We start from the raw sequence: 18,290 nt of genomic DNA, 5'->3' as shown, positions 1-18,290 counted from the left end.
AGAGTCTAGCCTTCAACACCTTCCTATCCTCGTAGGTTATTGGCGCACAAGAATTAGGCAGGTTTCCTGGCTCATGGTCATCGCTTCCTATGCCTTCCCATCGTATACGACAGTGACACAATATAGGTTGCTCCCATTTACAGTGGCGGGACCGCGTTGGCTTATACCAACTTCCCTTTTAAGCTTAAAATCTTCTGAGAAGATTTTAGCACCTAAATTTAAAAAAATATTTTTTGTTATATTTATTATAGAAAATGAGGAATGATTTGTATATGTTTTTTTACAACAAGTTATTGTTCAATACTTCTGCATAAATTTGCCATTTCAATCGCAGCCGTTGCTGCATCCCAACCCTTATTTCCTGCCTTTGTACCAGCTCGCTCAATTGCCTGTTCGATTGAATCCGTTGTTAACACTCCAAAAATAACCGGAATGCCACTTTTTAGATTGATAGCAGAAACACCCTTTGCCACTTCATTACAAACATAATCAAAATGTGGAGTAGAACCGCGAATGACTGTTCCAAGCGTGATCACCGCATCATATTTTTTACTATTGGCCATTTTTTGTGCGATTAATGAAATCTCAAATGCTCCCGGAACCCATGCAATATCCACGTCAGTCTCGCTAACTCCATGTCTTTTTAGTGCATCCTGTGCCCCGCTTAATAATTTACTAGTGATGAATTCATTAAATCGACCAACAACAATTCCAATTTTCAGACCAGATCCAACTAAATTTCCTTCAAAAATATTTCCCATTAGTATGCCTCCATAAGTAGTTTTTGTGATTTGCATTTCTTCTTTTCTACAGGTATTTAAACTTCTCGCTTAACCAAGTTTTCCTTTTTCATTCGGTATTCAACTAGATCCTTAATCGTAATCATTTTAAGGTTCATGTCCTTAGCAATTTTATGAAGCTCTGGGACGCGGGCCATCGTTCCGTCCTCATTCATAATTTCACAAATGACTCCAGCGGGCTTAGCACCGCATAATTTAGCAAGATCTACAGCAGCTTCTGTATGCCCAGTTCTTCGCAAGACACCCTCTTCTTTTGCAATAAGTGGAAACATATGACCTGGTCGTTTAAAATCATCCGCTTTTGAATCGGGATCAACCAAACTCATCACTGTTGCCGAGCGTTCAAACGCTGAAATGCCTGTCGTAGAAAACTTGTGATCAATGCTAACGGTAAACGCAGTTCCATGCGGATCCGTATTATTGGAAACCATTGGGGATAAATCAAGCTTTTGAGCTAATTCTTCCTCTATCGGAATACAGATGAGACCTCTGCCGTGTGTTGCCATTAAATTAATCACTTCCGGCGTTGCCTTTTCTGCAAGGGCAATAAAATCCCCTTCATTTTCCCTGTTCTCATCATCACAGACAATGACAACCTTCCCCTTTTTTAAGTCAGAAAGGGCTTCATCAATCGTATTAAACACGTTTTATCTCTCCTTTCAATAGTACAACAAAACGAAAGCCTGATTTGATTCCTTTATTTAATAAAATCCATTCTCTTCTAAAAAATTAGCGGTTATCCCTTTGTTACTTTTTTGCGGGGCATCATTTGATAGGTTATGGATAAAATGACCGACATATTTTCCAATCATATCGCATTCTAAATTAACAATATCTCCTGAACCCTTATTCCCTAAAATTGATTCTGACAATGTATGTGGAATAATCGATAAAGTAAAGCTTTTTTCCGAAACGGCAAAAACAGTTAAGCTTGTCCCATCGACCGCAATGGAACCTCTTAAGATTACATATCTTAATAATTCCGGCTCTGCTTCAATCTCATAGTAAATAGCATTCTCGAGTGACTGTTTACTTTTTATGATTCCAGTACCGTCAATATGTCCTGAAACGAAATGACCGCCAAACCTTCCACCGGCTGCCATCGCCCGCTCTAGATTTACTTTTGTACCTCGTTTAACCATGTTTAAACTGCTGGCTTTGACCGTTTCCGGCATCACATCTACCGTAAACAGTTTACCTGTAAAAGATGTAACGGTTAGACAGACCCCATTGACTGCAATACTGTCGCCAAGATGGACATCATTCAGTATTTTTTTCGCTTCAATGGTTAACACAAACGACTCACCAGTCCGCTGGATGTTCGCGACTATGCCAATTTCCTCAATAATTCCAGTAAACATATCGTTCCTTCTCCTAACTATGTTTCCCTTTAATTCAAGCTCTAAAAAAATAAAAAAGACCCTGAAGACAAAAGTCATCAGGGTTCTTTAAAAGGCAATAGAAAATAAAGGCTTAAAAATAGGCATACTTCACCTATAGTTAATCCTGTCTTTTCCTTCTCCCATCCAGACTTTAACTGTCGGCCCTGGAGTTTCACCAGATCCACCGCTTAACAAAAAATGTTAACCGGGTCACGGACTAAGAAGCATTGCTTCATCACCGCCGGTTAGGAATTTCACCTGACCCCGAAGGAAATTATTCGAATATATATTTATATGTTATGATACTTATTTCTAACAGTAAAGGAATTTGCTCTAAATAGTATGTCCTAAAAAAGAAATTAATACTATTGTCTTAATATTATGACTAACATTATTAAAAAATAAGATAAATTACCCTTCTTATTTTTACCTTCTATCTTATTGTTTATATGTCTTTATAGGTAAATAAATATCAAAATGAAGCTCGCCATTCGCATTTAGTTGTTTATGTTCTTCTTTATATACTTCTATACTTAATGCATTATGATCCTGTTCGTATCCATATTCTTCCATCCAAAAATAAATTTTTTTATATGTATTGTCAACTTCTTCAAGACTCCCATGATGGGTAGCAAAAACATAATTTTTACTTGGAATCGTAAATCCAACCATACCTTCTGGAACTTCCTCAATTTTTTCAACCGGAGTTGTTACATAATAAGTAAATTCTGTTTCTCTGCTATGAAAAGGTGCAATTAAAACTGGTTCGTTCGTTTGATAAGATACCTCTTCAAGTCGATTAAGCATCTCCTTAAATAGACTCGGGAGTGTATGGATTTGCGAGTAAGTTCCATTCCATGAAATTCCAACCACTTTCATTTCTTCTTTTTCTATTACTTGGATACTCATTCTAATCCCCCTTTTGAATTATCATATTAATATAATTCTAATGATCACTGTTAAAATCCTGCTTAAATATTTCGATTAAATCATTCAAAAAACTAAAGATCCCATTTGTTCTCAAAAAGGCCGCTCAAGATATGAACGGCCTTTGACTAGTTTAATAGTTATTTAACCTCTTGAGGGATTGCTATATCCAAGCCTTTGGCTACTTTCTCACCATATTCTGGGTCTGCTTTGTAGAAATGTTGGATTTGACGAAGCTTAATATCTTCTCTCTCAACCGGCTTTATCGCACCTACAACTGTTTCAATTAAGCGGGCTCGCTCATCTTCTGACATTAATCGATATAGGTCACCGGCTTGTGTATAGTGGTCATTATGATCATAAGCAACCTGTTCAGCTACTCCAGTAACCTGGAAGGCTGTTTGTTTATATTCAGGTCCTTCTTTCGGTCCCTCGAAACTATTTGGTTCATAATATACAGATCCACCGCCGTTATTATCGGAACGCATTGCACCATCACGTTGATAGTTATTCACTTCTACCTTCGGACGGTTAATTGGCAGCAAGTTATGATTTGGACCTACCCGATAGCGATGGGCATCCGAATAAGCGAATAGTCGTCCTTGAAGCATTTTATCTGGCGAAGCCTCAACACCAGGGACCATTGTACCAGGTGAGAATGTGGCTTGCTCAACCTCAGCAAAGTAGTTCTCAGGGTTACGATTGAGAACCATACGGCCTACCTCGATTAATGGGTAGTCCTTATGAGACCATACCTTTGTGACATCAAATGGATCGAAGCGGTATGTTTCCGCATCTTCAAATGGCATGATTTGAACATGCAGCCTCCACGCTGGGAAGTCCCCCTTCTCAATCGCATTGAATAAATCTTCGGTATGGTAATCAGGATTTTCGCCTGCTAATTTCCCTGCTAGTTCAGCTGACATGTTCTTAACGCCTTGCTCTGATTTAAAGTGATATTTCACCCAGACAGCCGCTCCATCGGCATTTACCCATTTAAAAGTATGGCTGCCATAGCCGTTCATATGTCTAAGTGTTGCTGGAAGACCGCGGTCACCCATTAAATAGGTTACTTGGTGTAAGGATTCCGGTGATAATGACCAGAAATCCCAGACTGCTGTCGGGTTTTTCAAATGAGTTTTTGGATCTCTTTTTTGAGTATGAATGAAATCAGGAAATTTAATCGCATCACGAATGAAGAAAACAGGTGTGTTGTTTCCAACTAAATCATAGTTTCCTTCTTCAGTATAAAACTTAACCGCAAAGCCGCGTGGATCACGTACTGTATCGGCTGAGCCCAGCTCCCCGGCAACAGTCGAGAAACGAATAAACATTGGGGTACGTTTTCCAACCCCATTAAATAGTTTTGCTTTTGTATATTTTGACATATCGTTGGTCACTTCAAAATAACCATGTGCTCCGGCGCCCTTGGCATGGACAACACGCTCTGGAACTCTCTCCCGATTAAAGTGCGCCAGCTTCTCTAGCAAATGTACATCTTGAATCAAAGTAGGTCCACGTGTTCCAGCAGTCATCGAATTTTGATTATCTCCGACAGGTGCTCCATTTCCTGTAGTTAAGTATTTGTTACCGTTACTCATCTAATCACCTCGTAAACTATTTTTTAAAACTTAAGCAAATTATAATATAAATTTTATTATAATCAATACTAATTTATAATTAATATAAATTAGTATTGATTATCAACATAATAACCTGTACCCACTATTACATAGGTATTAAAAATAAAGGACGTTATTCCAAAAATACGAAATAACGTCCAAAAAAATTTTTTTAACCGTCTGTAGTCCATTGTTGTATTTACTGACGTCCCACCGTTTATTCTATCACATTAATTGTATGAAAATTTCTAAAAATACGAAAATTTTATGACTTAATAGAACCTCTTATGGAATTCATCTCTTAAGTCTATTCTTAAATGTTAATTTTGTTGAAAATAGCATATAATGGACGTAACACCTAAATAGGAGGATTTTTTATGACTGATTCAAATCAAACAAATACAAATGAAGAAACAAAGAAGAAAATAAGTCTGCAAGAGGCGATGAAACAACAGCTTCAAAATAAGAAAAACAAATCTGCGGCAGGGAATGCAAGTGGAAATAACTCGATGGCCACTAAAAAGCTGCAAAGTCAGCAAACGAAAAAAGTAAGCAATTCACGGAGAAAAATGGGTGTCTAGTGGTCAAAATCGAGCTAATATTTCCCCAGGTGCGCTCGTCAAAATTGTCCTTAAAGCGGATCAACGAAGCGGGAAACTAACAGAGGGTACCGTCAAGGATATATTAACTAAGTCCAGTTTTCATCCCCATGGTATTAAGGTCAGGCTCACAGACGGCCAAGTTGGCCGTGTAAAGGAAATAAATAATTAATTAGGTAAGCCCCTCTGCGCTATAATGCAGAGGGGCTTTTTACCGTGGAAAACTCTCTCATTGACCGTGTAGACGGGTTTTTCCTCTTCAAGGTAAATGAAACACACTTTCATTTACCGCTTGGATAGGTTTTTCCTCTTTAAGGTAAATGAAACACCCTTTAGGTATTTCAAGCAGAACGTAAAAAACAGACCCATTGGCAGGGTCTGTTTATCGGCGGGTCATTATGCTTTACGGACGTTAACTGCTTGTGGTCCACGTTGGCCACTTTCAATTTCAAACGTTACCTCTTGACCTTCGTCTAAAGTTTTGTATCCTTCACCTTGAATAGCTGAAAAGTGAACAAATACATCTTCTCCACCTTCGCGCTCAATGAAGCCAAAACCTTTTTCACCGTTAAACCATTTTACTTTTCCATGTTCCATTTCTTTGTAGCCTCCTAGCATGTAACAATTACATGTAAATGTGCAAATTGACTTGCCTAATTATTTTTACCCATTTCTTTTTTACCTATACCATACAATTTTCAAAAAATTTTTCTTAGAAATGATCTACTTTAATTTGACCCATTTGTAGATTGCTTTGGCGACTCCGTCCTCTTCGTTTGTGGCTGTTACCCAATCTGCAGACTCTTTCACTATGTCTTGGGCATTTCCCATCGCGACACCGATTCCAGCTGCCTTGATCATTGCCAAATCATTAAGACTATCTCCAACTGCCATTACATTTTTCATTTCCAAACCGAGCCTTTGGCAAACAAGCTCAAGCCCCTTCGCTTTATTAACTCCTGCTGAATTCACTTCAATATTCTTTAAGGTCGAATTACTAATTTCAAATTCACCTTTGTCCTGTAATTCTTTCATGATGATCGCTCTGGTTTCGTCATCATCGATATTAAAGCCAAATTTCATCCAATCCACTTGATGTAAGTCCTCTGGCATTTCATTATGCCAATTACGCTCCGTACTAATCGCCCAAAACTTGGTGTTATGCTCCTGCGTTAATTTCCACATCCACTCAATATGCTCGGACTTTACCAAATTTCGCTCCACTAATTCACGTTGGTCATCCCAAATTTCACTTCCATTTACCGTTACCAAATATGAATTTAGCTCTAAAGAATCTGCATGCTCTCGGCTTGTCAACAGCGAACGTCCTGTGCTTAAAACTACAAATATACCTTTGTCCTTAGCGGCATTGATTGCTTTGCGATTTGCTTCTGATACCTGGCCTTTATTATTTAACAGTGTACCATCCATATCAAGCGCAACAAGTTTAATTTCAACATCATTTTTAACATTATCCATATGTAATAACATGCTCCCTTCATACAATTCCCATTATTAGATTAACACCATCACTAAAAACTAAGCAAACCGTTATGTTTACATAATCATATTATAGTAAATAAACAATAGAGAACCCTATCTAGTTCCCGTAGGGTTCTTTTTGAATTATTGTTGATACTGCACACGATGAAGGTTGGCAAAAATACCTCCTTGTTCGATTAACTCGTCATGGCGGCCTTCTTCCGCGATTCCCTCTTCCGTCACAACAATGATACGGTCAGCATTCCGTATGGTTGCGAGCCTATGGGCAATAATGAGTGTAGTCCGATTTTCGGCAAGTTCAGCTAATGCTTCTTGTATAATCAATTCTGTTTCGGTATCAAGTGCCGATGTTGCTTCATCCAGTATTAAAATAGGCGGGTTTTTTAAGAACATACGCGCAATTGCCAGTCGCTGCTTTTGACCACCGGAAAGCTTTAATCCTCGCTCTCCTATTTGTGTATTGTAGCCCTCCGGCAAGGAAGAAATAAATTCTTCCAGATGAGCCCGGCTTGCTGCCTCAGCAATTTCCTCATCGGTTGCATCCAGTTTTCCATAAGCAATATTTTCCCTAAGTGTTCCCGTAAACAGAAACACATCTTGCTGAACAATTCCAATTTGGGCGCGCAAGGACTTTTTAGTCATGTTTCGGATATCATGTCCATCAATATAAATGCCCCCTTCATTCACATCATAGAAACGAGGAATTAGTGAGCAAATGGTTGTTTTACCCGCTCCAGATGGGCCGACAAATGCCACTGTCTCTCCGGCATGAATGTTTAAATTAATTTGATCAAGCACGGATTTATGATTATCATAGCGAAATGACACGTTTTCGAAGATAATATTGCCATTAAGTGAGGTAACATCAACAGCATCCTCTGTATCCTTTACATCTGGCTCCGCATCAATGACCTCGATAAATCGTTTAAATCCAGCCATCCCTTTTGGATATAACTCCATTATCGCACTAATTTTATCGACAGGTTTCAACAAGACATTTACATAGAGGACAAAACCGACAAGTTCGCCATAGGTGAGTTGACCGGTAAAACTCAACCATGCTCCATATACAAGAACAATAATGGTAATGAGCCTAGTCATCATATAAATACCTGAAATACTAAAGGACATCACACGATATCCGCCAAGCTTTGCATTTCGGTATGTCCGATTATTTTTTTTGAATCTAGAAATCTCAAATTCTTCATTTGTAAAGGATTGAACAACGCGGTTTCCTGATACACTATCCTCGACCCGTGCATTGACATCAGCAATACTCGAGTACATGTGACCCCAAGCCTTGTTCATTTTTAAATTGCAAATAATAACTACTATTATCAAAAATGGAATCACTAAAATGGAAACAAACGCTAATTTCACATTAATTGTAAGCATAATCCAGAACGCGCCAACAAAAGTCATGATCGTAATAAAAACATCCTCTGGACCGTGGTGGGCAAGTTCGCCTAGATCGAATAAGTCATTGGTAATCCTGCTCATAATATGCCCTGTTTTCGTATTATCGAAGAAACGAAAGGATTGCTTCTGGACATGTTCAAATAATTCCTGTCTCATATCCGTTTCAATATTAATCCCGAGCTTATGTCCCCAATAATTTACAATATATTGCAAAAAACTACTCAGTAAATAAACCATAAATAAACCTATGCTGACAGAAACGATCGCTTGCCAATCTTCACTTGGCAGTAATTTGTCAATAAACCATTTCATTGCGAGTGGAAAAGCTAATTCAAGAATTGCCACTACGATTGCGCTCACAAAATCTAAAATAAATAGTCTCTTATGCGGTCGATAATAAGAAAAGAAACGCCGAACCATATGTAATCTCCTTTTATTCATGTGTTAAAACTCGTGATTGTTTATATCACAATAATAGGATTATATGAAAAGTTTTCTAATTATTTCAAGTTTTAAGAAAAAAATGACACAAAAAAACGCCTGTCGGAACAAGCGCTTTTTAACGGCATATTAATGGTGATGGTGAACGCCCATTGTAGGGTTGGTAATCAGCCACTCTTCTTTTGGTAATTGGAAATATTGAATCCAAATACTATTTAAGTTCGGATCATTTTTATCAAGAATAAATTCAATCTCTTTATCGCTTGTAACTACGACATCATTTTCTGTTGGCGTATCAAGCATTAAATCATAATGGGCGTGGTCACCATGAATACTTGTCACATAAACACGGAACAATTTGCCTTGTGCTTCCTCTTGTTCCAACATTTTTTTCAAAGCCTTTGCTGCATTACGATTAACTTTTACCTTCATTTCTTTGCTCTCCTCTATCTATGTATTCCTCTGTATTATCCCACTTTTTGACTTAAATAGACAATTATACGCTTTGAAACAGGATAAAATCAGCCTGCCTAATTTTCCCTTGTTAGGGAATTTAAAACCTTAACAAATTTGTCACATTTTAAGCCAAAAACCTATATAAACATCACAGCAATGTTGATATTATAGGTTTTGAGAAAAGCAAACGGACTAATTAATATTAAATAATAACAAATATAAATTAATGTATTTGTTCATTTGACAAAAAAAAGAAATAGATTTGTCTTGTTTGTGAAAGTTTTCACGATTATAATCATAAAAGTGCACATGATGGAGAGGAGAACATTACATGTTTAAAAAAAGCTACTTACTTCCACTGTTAGCTTTATTACCAATTCTATTGCTAAGCGGATGTTCGAATATGGTCGTCTTTGATCCAAAAGGCCCTGCCGCACGGGATATTCTTGATTTGATTAACTGGTCACTTATATTTATGCTGCTTGTGGTTGTTGTTGTCTTTGGTTTATTTGGATATATCATATGGAAATATCGTGCGAAACCTGAAAATGCAGGTTACGAACCACCTGAGGAACACGGCAGTACAAAATTAGAGATTATCTGGACTGTCATTCCAATTCTTATTGTTATTGCTTTAACCATTCCTACTGTTAAAACCATATATAAGCTGGAAAAAGTTCCAGCCGGATACGAAAATAAGAAACCAATCACGATTAATGTTACTTCTGCTGATTGGAAATGGATTTTTAGCTATCCTGAACAAGGGATTGAAACAGTCAACTATGTAAATATTCCAGCTGGTACACCAGTCCAGTTTAAGTTAACTTCTGCAAGTACGATGCAATCCTTCTGGGTTCCTGCATTAGGTGGTCAAAAGTATACCATGAACAAGATGGAGACTGAGTTGTATTTAACTGCAGACAAACCTGGCGAATTTTTAGGAAGAAATACAAACTTTAACGGCAAAGGATATGCTGAAATGGAATTTACCGTAGAAGCAAAATCTCCGCAAGCCTTTGAAAAATGGGTAAAAGATGTTAAAGATACGGCTCCTAAGTTAACAGAAAAGAAATATTTTGAACTTCTTAAGCCTACACACTTAGGTCGTGAAACATTCGTTGGAACTCATCTAGTTTGGGTAAACCATGCGGATATGAATTCTAAAACCTATACAAATCCTGAATTGTACGAAGTACACGGAGTAAAAGGAAAGATTTTTAAAGAGAAAGAAACAAATGGTCATTCTATGGACATGGACGGCATGAACATGGGCGAAAAATCAGATGGAGGTGAGCATAATGGGCATTAATTGGCATGACTTTTTTATCGTTGGCAACCCATTAATACTAGGTTCTCAGATTGCTATTCTCCTAACAATGATTGGGATTGTAGCTGGAGTTACCTATTTAAAAAAATGGAAATGGCTTTGGAGAGAATGGTTGACAACCGTTGATCATAAACGGATTGGTATTATGTATATCCTTTCTGGTGTGCTCATGTTTTTCCGAGGCGGAGTAGACGGTCTTTTAATGAAGGCTCAAACCTCGCGTCCCGAAATGAAATTTTTAGATGCGCAGCATTACAATGAAATTTTTACAACACACGGTGTTATCATGATTTTGTTTGCGGCAATGCCATTATTAATTGGTTTAATGAACGTGGTAATCCCGCTGCAAATAGGTGCTCGTGACGTGGCATTCCCACAACTTAACGCATTAAGCTTCTGGTTGTTCTTTAGCGGGGCTATGTTGTTTAATATATCGTTTGTTGTCGGTGGTTCTCCAGATGCTGGTTGGACTGCTTACTTCCCTCTTGCAGGTAAAGAGTTTACTCCTGGAATTGGGAATAACTATTACGCGGTTGCCCTGCAAATTGCTGGGATTGGTACCCTGATGACGGGAATTAATTTTATTGTCACTATTTTAAAAATGAGAACCAAGGGCATGACACTAATGAGAATGCCGATGTTTACGTGGACTTCCTTCATTGCGTCGGTTATTATTGTGGCTTCATTCCCAATTTTCACTGTAGCCCTTGCATTGATGACATTTGACCGGATCTTTGGAACCCACTTCTTCACCTTAGCGGGTGGCGGAATGGATATGATGTGGGCAAACTTATTCTGGTTATGGGGTCACCCTGAAGTATATATCGTTGTCCTTCCCGCATTTGGGATGTTCTCTGAGGTTATTTCAACCTTTTCTAGAAAAATGTTGTTCGGATATAAATCAATGGTCTTCTCCATTGTGGGTATCGCGTTTTTAAGTATGCTAGTATGGGTCCACCACTTCTTTACTATGGGGGCAGGACCAGGAGTCAACTCTGTTTTCTCGATTACGACGATGATGATCGCCATTCCAACGGGTGTTAAAATGTTTAACTGGTTATTCACGATGAGAAAAGGACGTATCGAGTTTTCCACTGCAATGCTCTGGGCGCTAGCGTTCATTCCTTGCTTTATTATCGGTGGGGTAACTGGGGTAATGCTCGCAATGGGTGCGGCAGATTATCAATACCACAACACCCTATTCCTTGTCGCTCACTTCCACTATGTGTTAATACCTGGTGTTGTGTTTGCGGTTTTTGCTGGCCTTTATTACTGGTGGCCAAAAATGTTCGGCCATATGCTAAATGAAAAAATCGGAAAAATTCATTTCTGGTTCTTTACGATTGGATTTAACTTAACCTTTATGCCAATGTTCTTCCTAGGTCTTGACGGAGCAGTACGACGTTCATACACGTATTCAGCTGAATCAGGGTATGCACCACTATTCATGCTATCTACCATTGGCGCAGTCATTTTAGCAATCGGCTTTGGGGCACTTTGCTATAACATTTATTGGAGTGCACGTTATGCAGACCGCAATATTTCCAACGACCCATGGGATGCAAGAACGTTAGAATGGGCTACTGCTTCACCGCCTCCATTCTATAACTTTGCAAAACTACCTGAAGTGAAATCTGTTGATTCCTTCTGGTATATGAAAAAGCATAATGAAGGTTTAACTTTAAAGGACGACGAAATTGAAGAAATCCATATGCCAAGTAATTCTGGCTTACCAATCTATATGGGTGCTATCTTTGGTATCGCAGGCTTCTTCCTTGTCTTTGAATGGAAAATTGCGGCTCTTGTAGCCACTGTAGGTATCATTATTGGGTTAATCATTCGTTCGTTCGATTATAACGATGGCTTCCATGTACATGTTGACGAAATAAAGGAAACGGAAAAAGCATGGCGTAACGTCGGTAAAGGGGGGAACAGCCATGTCAGCTAATGTGAACACAGCCTTACCACTCGAATATCAAACGGAACAGAACCGAATGAATATTCTAGGATTTTGGATTTTCTTAGGAGCGGAGATTATCCTCTTCGGTACTCTCTTTGCGGTCTTCTCAGTACTAAATGCGAGGTATGCTGGTGGGCCTACACCAAAGGACCTTTTTGAAATAAAAGATGTCATGATTGAAACGATACTTTTATTAACTAGTAGTTTTACTTGTGGTCTTGCCATCTATGAGATGCGCCGCCACAACCGTAATGGGTTATTATTATGGTTCATTATTACTCTTCTGCTTGGTGCTGGATTCGTGTTCATGGAGATTACGGAATTTGTCCATTATGTCCACGAAGGTGCAACAATGCAAACAAGTGCATTCTTATCAAGCTTCTTTGTTTTACTAGGGACACATGGTCTGCACGTAAGCATGGGGATTGGCTGGGCCACTATGGTGATTATTCAAATATTAAAACGGGGTTTAACACCTGTGACAGCTCGTAAAACATTTATTATCGGTCTTTATTGGCACTTTTTAGATGTTGTTTGGATTTTTATTTTCACATTTGTGTATTTGGCAAGGATGGTGGCATAAATGGCTAAAAATAATACAAAAGGGTTTCCTCTAACACATGTATTAGGTTTTATTATGTCATTAGTACTAACCTTTGCGGCACTTGGTGTGGCCTTGAAAACCAATCTTCCATTTAAAACCATCCTCTGGATTATTGGCTCTTTAGCTGTCATCCAAGCTGCCCTTCAATTATATATGTTCATGCACATGAACGAAGGAGAAGACGGCAAATCCCAAGTCATCAACGTCATCTACGGCTTCTTCATAGCCATCGTAACCGTTGCTGGATCTATCTGGGTTATGTCATTTGGAATGTAAATAGGTGTCAGGCACCATGTGAAGAATTCACATGGTGCCTGACACCCTTTTTTTTATTTTTTTCCCCCGCCATTACTTTTCCTTTTTCTTCTGACTAGTTGGAAAATAATAAAGGCTATGTATAATGGTATTGCGACATAGATGAAATACGGGAAGCGGTGCTGCTCTTTTTTGAAGACAAGGTAAATCGCGTACCCTAGGAAGAGCGTGACGAGAATTCCATATTTCGGTAGTGGGACATCTTTCAGGCTCGGAATTTTTATTGTGCTTACCATTAAGTAACAAATGATGAAAAAGGCAATTGGCAGAATGATTTCCGGCATTTTCCCCTGAAAAAGAGTAAGTAGTGTTAACAAGCCCCCACCTGCAGTGATTGGCACTCCGGTAAAATACTTATTTGATGATTTAACAGCATTAATATTAAACCGTGCTAATCGATAGGCACCAAATAAAGGGAATAGCCCTGAAATGGCCATCCCAATCACACCATACTCAGAGAAATAGGAATAATACGCCATCATAGCAGGTGCAACACCAAAGGTAACCACATCAGCTAAAGAGTCTAGTTCTTTCCCCAATTCACTATCTACCCGTAACATCCTGGCAATCCTGCCATCCATGCTGTCAAGCATCATCCCTATTAAAATTAATATGGCTGCATTTTTGTAATCTCCTTGGGCGGAATACATTATGGATAAATACCCGAAAAATAAATTGGAAATGGTAAATAAATTAGGAATACTGTTTCTGATAATATGTATCACTCCATACAATAGGTTAATTATGAGATTTCTTTTTCTTGCTTGATGTTCTTATTATAACGTTTTTCTTGATAATATTGGAAAAATAAAATAGCTGTTGCAATCCAAAAGCCGCTTGCGAAATAGCCGCCTATGATATCACTCGGGTAATGGACACCTAAATAGATCCGGCTGATTCCGATTGCTACTATCATTACCGAACTAATAATGATTAATGTCCATCTACCCAATCTGCTTGGAATATGCCGCCATAATAAGAACGATACAATGCTATAGACCGTAAAGGCATTCATCGCATGTCCGCTTGGAAAACTATAGCCCCCTATCTCAATTAAACGATGAAAATCAGGGCGTACTCGTTGAAAAAAATTCTTTAAGATACCATTTAAAATAGCCGATCCTGCTATGGCTGCAACCAANNACCTTATAGAGGAAAAATAAAAGAAAAAGACTAAGGACAATGACAAATGGGGCAGAACCAATAAACGTAAAAAATTTCATCACATTTGTGAGAAACGGCGTTTCCAGACCTTGAACACGGTCGATGATTGTCCGATCAAAGGAAATGATTTTTTGGTCACTTATTAATAAGGATATCAAACAAAAGCCAATTATGGAAACAACACTTATGCTAAAGGCGACAACTAGATATGATTTTAATTTCATTCATTCAAACCTCTCTGGGAATATAAATTTAAGATAATAATTAATCTGATACTCTAAGTTCTTATTCTACAACCATTAGTATCACTGTAGCATTGAATAGTATGTAAAAAAATCACTTTCCTAATTAGTTATGATAAGAAAGGCAGATTTTTTATTTCTGCCTTTCTTAAGAAATTGAAATCTATAAGGTCTTTGCCTCTTCGCACACTGGTTCTGGATTTTTATCTTTTGAGAAAAACCAGCCGGCTGCAGCGATACCTACTAATATAACATAGAACGTTATTTTCCATCCGGTTGAATGGGCAAAATCCTCGCTTAAAATAGATAACATTGGATGTGATAACGTGTAAACAGCAAGTTTCACACCAACCCAGCCTACAATTGTAAAAGCAGCAATTTCTAAACCAGGCCGTTTTTCTAACAACTTTACAAACTGATTTGCAGCAAAGCGCATAATAATTAGCCCAATAATCCCGCCAGCAAAGATCACTAAAAATTTACCGCCATCAAGACCACCGATATTAGGAAGCGGTGTGTTTGGCAAAGCTACAGCCATCGCAACAGCAGCAAGGATTGAATCAACAGCAAAAGCAATGTCCGCGAGTTCAACTTTCAATACGGTTACCCAAAAGTTGCTAGGTTTTGATCCTTCCTTCTCCTCCTTCGCATCTGTCTTTCCATGAATGACCACCTTCCGGAAGATATGATTACCGGCCATAAACAGCAAATAAAGAGCACCAATCGCTTGAACCTGCCACACATCCACAAGAAACGATATAACAAACAAGGAAAGAAAACGGAACACAAAAGCTCCTGCTAGCCCATAAAATAATGCCTTCTTACGTTTTTCTTCTGGCAGTTGTTTCACCATAATTGCGAGTACTAATGCATTGTCAGCCGCTAATAGACCTTCTAGTGCTACCAAGATCAGTAACACCCAGCCATATTCCAGTAAAAGAGTTAAGTCCATGAATATTTCCTCCTTAAAAGTTGGTTTATTTTTTAAAATACTCCCTTACGCCATAAAAATAGGCCTTTACTGATTACAGCAAAGGCCTAAAAGAACACAAAAAGACCTTTACAGTAAAGTAAAGGTCTTGCTAACAACGTTCATGTTGCCAATAAAGCCGGAGTAATCAATACTCGGAATGACGACTTTATTGTAGCAGCTACTCCCCTTTAAAAAGGAAATATTTAATTACTAATACCTTATAATAAACCAATTAAAATGTCAATACGAGTTTAAGTGATTCATAACTTTTATCCCATATGACTCTTTCCATTTTACAATCCGTAAACCTCTGAGTATTTTTTCTCTAGATATTCAACCAGATATTCTGCATTTAATTCTTCACCAGTTGCTTTAACAATTAATTCATTTGGTGTATAAAGCTTTCCGTACTGATGGATATTTTCTTTTAACCATGCTTGGATTAGATCAAATCGTCCATTTTCAATATGGTTATAGAAATCTGGCAAATCTTTTTGAATCGTACGCAGAATTTGCGCTGCATAAAGATTTCCTAATGAATAGGATGGGAAATAACCTATGCCTCCAAAGGACCAATGTACATCCTGTAAGACTCCTTCTGTGTCAGTACTTGGTGTTACACCGAGATAATCTTGCATTTTCTGGTTCCAAATTACTGGCAGGTCTTTCGCTTCAATCTCCCCACTGATTAAGGCTTTTTCAATTTCATAACGAAGCATGATATGCAAATTGTAAGTTAACTCATCTGCCTCTACGCGTATAAATGATGGTTCAACCGTATTAACAGCCCGGTAAAAGTCTTCGACTGAAATATTTTCGAGCTGCTTTGGAAAATACGTTTGAAGTGTTGGAAAGAAGTAATTCCAGAATTCTTTACTGCGGCCGACCATATTTTCTAAAAATCTCGATTGAGATTCATGGATTCCGAAGGACGCACCGCTTTGAAGAACGGATTCCTCAAACCGAGGACTGACATGCTGCTCATAGATTCCATGTCCCGCCTCATGGATGGTTCCGAATAATGCAGACCGGACATTTCTTTCTAAATAACGTGTGGTTAATCGAACATCACCTGTATTCACTGTTTGAGCGAAAGGATGTACTGTTTCATCTAATCTGCCAGCTTCGAGGTCAAAGCCGATAATTGGCAGAATGTAACGATTAAATTCTTTTTGTTTCTCAATTGAAAATGACTGTTCAAATATTTCAGCATTGGTTCGTTTTCCATTTTTTTGAATACGTTCTAACAGCTTAACACTTGAGTCTCTTAATTTCGCAAAAAGTGGATCCAATTTTTTCACTGTTAATCCTGGTTCAAACTCATCCAGAAGTGCATCATAAGGATGGTCCTCATACCCATAGATGTCGGCAAATTTCCGCTTGTAATCCACGATTTTCTCTAAGTACGGAAGGAAGCGGGCAAAATCATTGTTTTCCCTCGCCTCTTCCCAAGCATCATTTGCCTGGGAAGTTAAGATGCTGTATTCCTGAAATAAATCAGCTGGAATGCTCTTTGATTTTTGGTAGTACTGATTATATTCTCTCACTTTTGCTCTTGTCACTTCATCTAATAATTCCATGTTTTCTGGAAGGGTTAGTTCTGCTAGCAGGTCGCCCATTTCATGTGAAACAGAGAGTTTAAAAATTTCCGTCCGAAGGGTACCCGTTGCCTTCGCAAACGTGTTCCGTCCTTTTTTCGGCGCCATAACTTTTTGATCCCAGTCGGCTAAACCAATGATGCTTGAAAAATGAGTTATTTTTTCATCTAATGCCTTAAACTTTCCTAAGACTTTTAGTACAACTGGATCGACTACTTTCTGTTCCATAAATTTACCTCCTAATCAATCTCTTTCTCTCTTTTCTAAAGATGTTTGGTCAAGAAACAACCACATCCCTTTCTGATTATAAATTAATATTTTTCAAATATGGGGAAAAATTAGAAGTTTATTTATAGACAAAAAATTCATCATCACAGAAATGTGTCGAATCATAAATATATATTCGCAAAAAATGGAATAATTATCATACTCAGATTTACAAATGGGCAGGATAGGTATGTAAATTTTGTAGAAAGGATGTGCCGGAAATGAATGAAAAACAGAAAAAGAAAAAGTCCCACTTCCCCTTTCGTCTAAATATACTATTTTTCAGTGTTTTTTTATTATTTTCTGTGCTAATCCTCCGGCTTGGTTTTGTGCAAATTGTCTATGGTGAAAATTTTAAAAGAGATTTAGCAAGAAAAGAAGATATAACGATTAGCAGTCCCGTTCCTCGCGGAAGAATCCTTGACCGAGATTACAGAATTATCGTTGATAATGTTCCTAAAAGTGCAATTTCCTACACTAATGAAGATTTTAGCCAAACAGGAATGCTCGAAACAGCAGAAAAATTAGCAAAGTTGATTTCTAAAAAAACAGAAAAGCTAACAGATAGGGAAAAACGTGATTTTTGGATTATGACTAATCCAGAACGTGCTGATGCCAAAATCACAAAAAGAGAAAAAGAATTATACTATGCTAAGAAATTATCAGATGTAGATATTTATAAATTTAAATT

The 18,290-nt window shown here is 38.0% G+C and carries 18 protein-coding genes, 2 pseudogenes and 2 riboswitches; of the genes and pseudogenes, 7 read left to right on the top strand and 13 right to left on the bottom strand.

Annotated features, from left to right (window positions below; genetic code table 11):
• Positions 1 to 39: 39 nt before the first annotated feature.
• A riboswitch (cobalamin riboswitch) is annotated at positions 40 to 231 on the bottom strand.
• 59 nt (positions 232 to 290) lie between these two features.
• The 5 genes and pseudogenes from ribH to katA all read right to left on the bottom strand — a co-directional run bounded on the left by ribH (position 291) and on the right by katA (position 4,710).
• Positions 291 to 761, bottom strand: coding sequence for a 6,7-dimethyl-8-ribityllumazine synthase (gene ribH, locus V7137_RS19010; RefSeq protein WP_218346498.1), 471 nt, complete (start codon positions 759 to 761; stop codon positions 291 to 293).
• 59 nt (positions 762 to 820) lie between these two features.
• Positions 821 to 1,444, bottom strand: a pseudogene (gene ribB, locus V7137_RS19005) (3,4-dihydroxy-2-butanone-4-phosphate synthase); the annotation flags it as partial.
• A 57-nt stretch (positions 1,445 to 1,501) separates the two neighbouring features.
• Positions 1,502 to 2,161: a riboflavin synthase gene (gene ribE, locus V7137_RS19000; protein WP_335699526.1), complete on the bottom strand. Its 660-nt coding sequence runs from the start codon at positions 2,159 to 2,161 to the stop codon at positions 1,502 to 1,504.
• Positions 2,162 to 2,310: 149 nt separating this feature from the next.
• Positions 2,311 to 2,458, bottom strand: a riboswitch (FMN riboswitch).
• Between the two features lie 162 nt (positions 2,459 to 2,620).
• Positions 2,621 to 3,091, bottom strand: a complete 471-nt coding sequence (locus tag V7137_RS18995; protein ID WP_335699525.1) for a GyrI-like domain-containing protein — start codon at positions 3,089 to 3,091, stop codon at positions 2,621 to 2,623.
• A 158-nt stretch (positions 3,092 to 3,249) separates the two neighbouring features.
• On the bottom strand, positions 3,250 to 4,710 hold the full coding sequence (katA, locus tag V7137_RS18990; protein WP_335699524.1) for a catalase KatA: 1,461 nt from the start codon (positions 4,708 to 4,710) through the stop codon (positions 3,250 to 3,252).
• 398 nt (positions 4,711 to 5,108) lie between these two features.
• Between katA and V7137_RS18985 the strand changes: the two genes are divergently transcribed.
• Together V7137_RS18985 and V7137_RS18980 are read left to right on the top strand one after the other, a co-directional pair.
• Positions 5,109 to 5,312: a hypothetical protein gene (locus V7137_RS18985; protein WP_335699523.1), complete on the top strand. Its 204-nt coding sequence runs from the start codon at positions 5,109 to 5,111 to the stop codon at positions 5,310 to 5,312.
• Positions 5,305 to 5,502: a YwbE family protein gene (locus V7137_RS18980; protein ID WP_335699522.1), complete on the top strand. Its 198-nt coding sequence runs from the start codon at positions 5,305 to 5,307 to the stop codon at positions 5,500 to 5,502. The genes V7137_RS18985 and V7137_RS18980 overlap by 8 nt, the downstream gene beginning before the upstream one ends.
• Before the next feature lie 224 nt (positions 5,503 to 5,726).
• Here V7137_RS18980 and V7137_RS18975 read toward each other — a convergent pair whose 3' ends face one another.
• The 4 genes from V7137_RS18975 to V7137_RS18960 all read right to left on the bottom strand — a co-directional run bounded on the left by V7137_RS18975 (position 5,727) and on the right by V7137_RS18960 (position 9,125).
• The gene (locus V7137_RS18975; RefSeq protein ID WP_088086846.1) at positions 5,727 to 5,927 is read right to left on the bottom strand and encodes a cold-shock protein; all 201 of its coding nucleotides are present in this window, start codon (positions 5,925 to 5,927) and stop codon (positions 5,727 to 5,729) included.
• Positions 5,928 to 6,053: 126 nt separating this feature from the next.
• Entirely contained in the window at positions 6,054 to 6,809 is a 756-nt protein-coding gene (locus V7137_RS18970) for a Cof-type HAD-IIB family hydrolase (RefSeq protein ID WP_335699521.1), read from the bottom strand.
• Positions 6,810 to 6,956: 147 nt separating this feature from the next.
• Positions 6,957 to 8,672, bottom strand: coding sequence for an ABC transporter ATP-binding protein (locus V7137_RS18965; RefSeq protein WP_335699520.1), 1,716 nt, complete (start codon positions 8,670 to 8,672; stop codon positions 6,957 to 6,959).
• Positions 8,673 to 8,822: 150 nt separating this feature from the next.
• Positions 8,823 to 9,125 (bottom strand): iron-sulfur cluster assembly accessory protein, encoded by a 303-nt coding sequence (locus V7137_RS18960; protein ID WP_335699519.1) that lies wholly within the window; start codon positions 9,123 to 9,125, stop codon positions 8,823 to 8,825.
• A gap of 355 nt (positions 9,126 to 9,480) precedes the next feature.
• Between V7137_RS18960 and qoxA the strand changes: the two genes are divergently transcribed.
• From qoxA to qoxD, 4 genes are read left to right on the top strand one after another with little or no spacing between them, the layout of a single operon-like run.
• Positions 9,481 to 10,458 (top strand): cytochrome aa3 quinol oxidase subunit II, encoded by a 978-nt coding sequence (qoxA, locus tag V7137_RS18955; RefSeq protein ID WP_335699518.1) that lies wholly within the window; start codon positions 9,481 to 9,483, stop codon positions 10,456 to 10,458.
• Positions 10,448 to 12,424 (top strand): cytochrome aa3 quinol oxidase subunit I, encoded by a 1,977-nt coding sequence (qoxB, locus tag V7137_RS18950; protein ID WP_335699517.1) that lies wholly within the window; start codon positions 10,448 to 10,450, stop codon positions 12,422 to 12,424. The genes qoxA and qoxB overlap by 11 nt, the downstream gene beginning before the upstream one ends.
• On the top strand, positions 12,414 to 13,019 hold the full coding sequence (gene qoxC, locus V7137_RS18945; protein ID WP_335699516.1) for a cytochrome aa3 quinol oxidase subunit III: 606 nt from the start codon (positions 12,414 to 12,416) through the stop codon (positions 13,017 to 13,019). The genes qoxB and qoxC overlap by 11 nt, the downstream gene beginning before the upstream one ends.
• Positions 13,020 to 13,316: a cytochrome aa3 quinol oxidase subunit IV gene (qoxD, locus tag V7137_RS18940; protein ID WP_335699515.1), complete on the top strand. Its 297-nt coding sequence runs from the start codon at positions 13,020 to 13,022 to the stop codon at positions 13,314 to 13,316. It begins immediately after the preceding gene.
• A gap of 53 nt (positions 13,317 to 13,369) precedes the next feature.
• Here the strand turns inward: qoxD and pssA are convergent, their stop codons facing one another.
• From pssA to V7137_RS18920, 4 genes are all read right to left on the bottom strand, one after another.
• Entirely contained in the window at positions 13,370 to 14,080 is a 711-nt protein-coding gene (gene pssA / locus V7137_RS18935) for a CDP-diacylglycerol--serine O-phosphatidyltransferase (protein ID WP_335699550.1), read from the bottom strand.
• Positions 14,081 to 14,097: 17 nt separating this feature from the next.
• A complete protein-coding gene (locus tag V7137_RS18930) occupies positions 14,098 to 14,496 on the bottom strand; it encodes a phosphatase PAP2 family protein (protein ID WP_335699514.1) in 399 nt (132 codons plus the stop codon).
• 428 nt (positions 14,497 to 14,924) lie between these two features.
• Entirely contained in the window at positions 14,925 to 15,713 is a 789-nt protein-coding gene (locus V7137_RS18925) for a TerC family protein (protein WP_335699513.1), read from the bottom strand.
• Positions 15,714 to 16,027: 314 nt separating this feature from the next.
• Positions 16,028 to 17,560: a carboxypeptidase M32 gene (locus V7137_RS18920; RefSeq protein WP_335699512.1), complete on the bottom strand. Its 1,533-nt coding sequence runs from the start codon at positions 17,558 to 17,560 to the stop codon at positions 16,028 to 16,030.
• Positions 17,561 to 17,820: 260 nt separating this feature from the next.
• On the opposite strand from V7137_RS18920, the pseudogene V7137_RS18915 reads away from it, so the two are divergent.
• Positions 17,821 to 18,290 (top strand): annotated as a pseudogene (locus V7137_RS18915) (penicillin-binding protein); the annotation flags it as partial.

The sequence above is a fragment of the Neobacillus drentensis genome, from assembly GCF_036962765.1.
In the GTDB taxonomy this organism is placed as follows: domain Bacteria; phylum Bacillota; class Bacilli; order Bacillales; family Cytobacillaceae; genus Neobacillus; species Neobacillus drentensis_C.
The sequence above is the reverse complement of the archived record's forward strand: the minus strand, read 5'-3'. Positions and strand labels throughout refer to the sequence as shown.

Coding starts and splice junctions, on each gene's coding strand:
- ribH (WP_218346498.1), bottom strand. CDS start 761: ATGGGAAATATTTTTGAAGGAAATTTAGTTGGATCTGGTCTGAAAATT.
- ribE (WP_335699526.1), bottom strand. CDS start 2,161: ATGTTTACTGGAATTATTGAGGAAATTGGCATAGTCGCGAACATCCAG.
- V7137_RS18995 (WP_335699525.1), bottom strand. CDS start 3,091: ATGAGTATCCAAGTAATAGAAAAAGAAGAAATGAAAGTGGTTGGAATT.
- katA (WP_335699524.1), bottom strand. CDS start 4,710: ATGAGTAACGGTAACAAATACTTAACTACAGGAAATGGAGCACCTGTC.
- V7137_RS18985 (WP_335699523.1), top strand. CDS start 5,109: ATGACTGATTCAAATCAAACAAATACAAATGAAGAAACAAAGAAGAAA.
- V7137_RS18975 (WP_088086846.1), bottom strand. CDS start 5,927: ATGGAACATGGAAAAGTAAAATGGTTTAACGGTGAAAAAGGTTTTGGC.
- V7137_RS18970 (WP_335699521.1), bottom strand. CDS start 6,809: ATGGATAATGTTAAAAATGATGTTGAAATTAAACTTGTTGCGCTTGAT.
- V7137_RS18965 (WP_335699520.1), bottom strand. CDS start 8,672: ATGGTTCGGCGTTTCTTTTCTTATTATCGACCGCATAAGAGACTATTT.
- V7137_RS18960 (WP_335699519.1), bottom strand. CDS start 9,125: ATGAAGGTAAAAGTTAATCGTAATGCAGCAAAGGCTTTGAAAAAAATG.
- qoxA (WP_335699518.1), top strand. CDS start 9,481: ATGTTTAAAAAAAGCTACTTACTTCCACTGTTAGCTTTATTACCAATT.
- qoxB (WP_335699517.1), top strand. CDS start 10,448: ATGGGCATTAATTGGCATGACTTTTTTATCGTTGGCAACCCATTAATA.
- qoxC (WP_335699516.1), top strand. CDS start 12,414: ATGTCAGCTAATGTGAACACAGCCTTACCACTCGAATATCAAACGGAA.
- qoxD (WP_335699515.1), top strand. CDS start 13,020: ATGGCTAAAAATAATACAAAAGGGTTTCCTCTAACACATGTATTAGGT.
- V7137_RS18925 (WP_335699513.1), bottom strand. CDS start 15,713: ATGGACTTAACTCTTTTACTGGAATATGGCTGGGTGTTACTGATCTTG.
- V7137_RS18920 (WP_335699512.1), bottom strand. CDS start 17,560: ATGGAACAGAAAGTAGTCGATCCAGTTGTACTAAAAGTCTTAGGAAAG.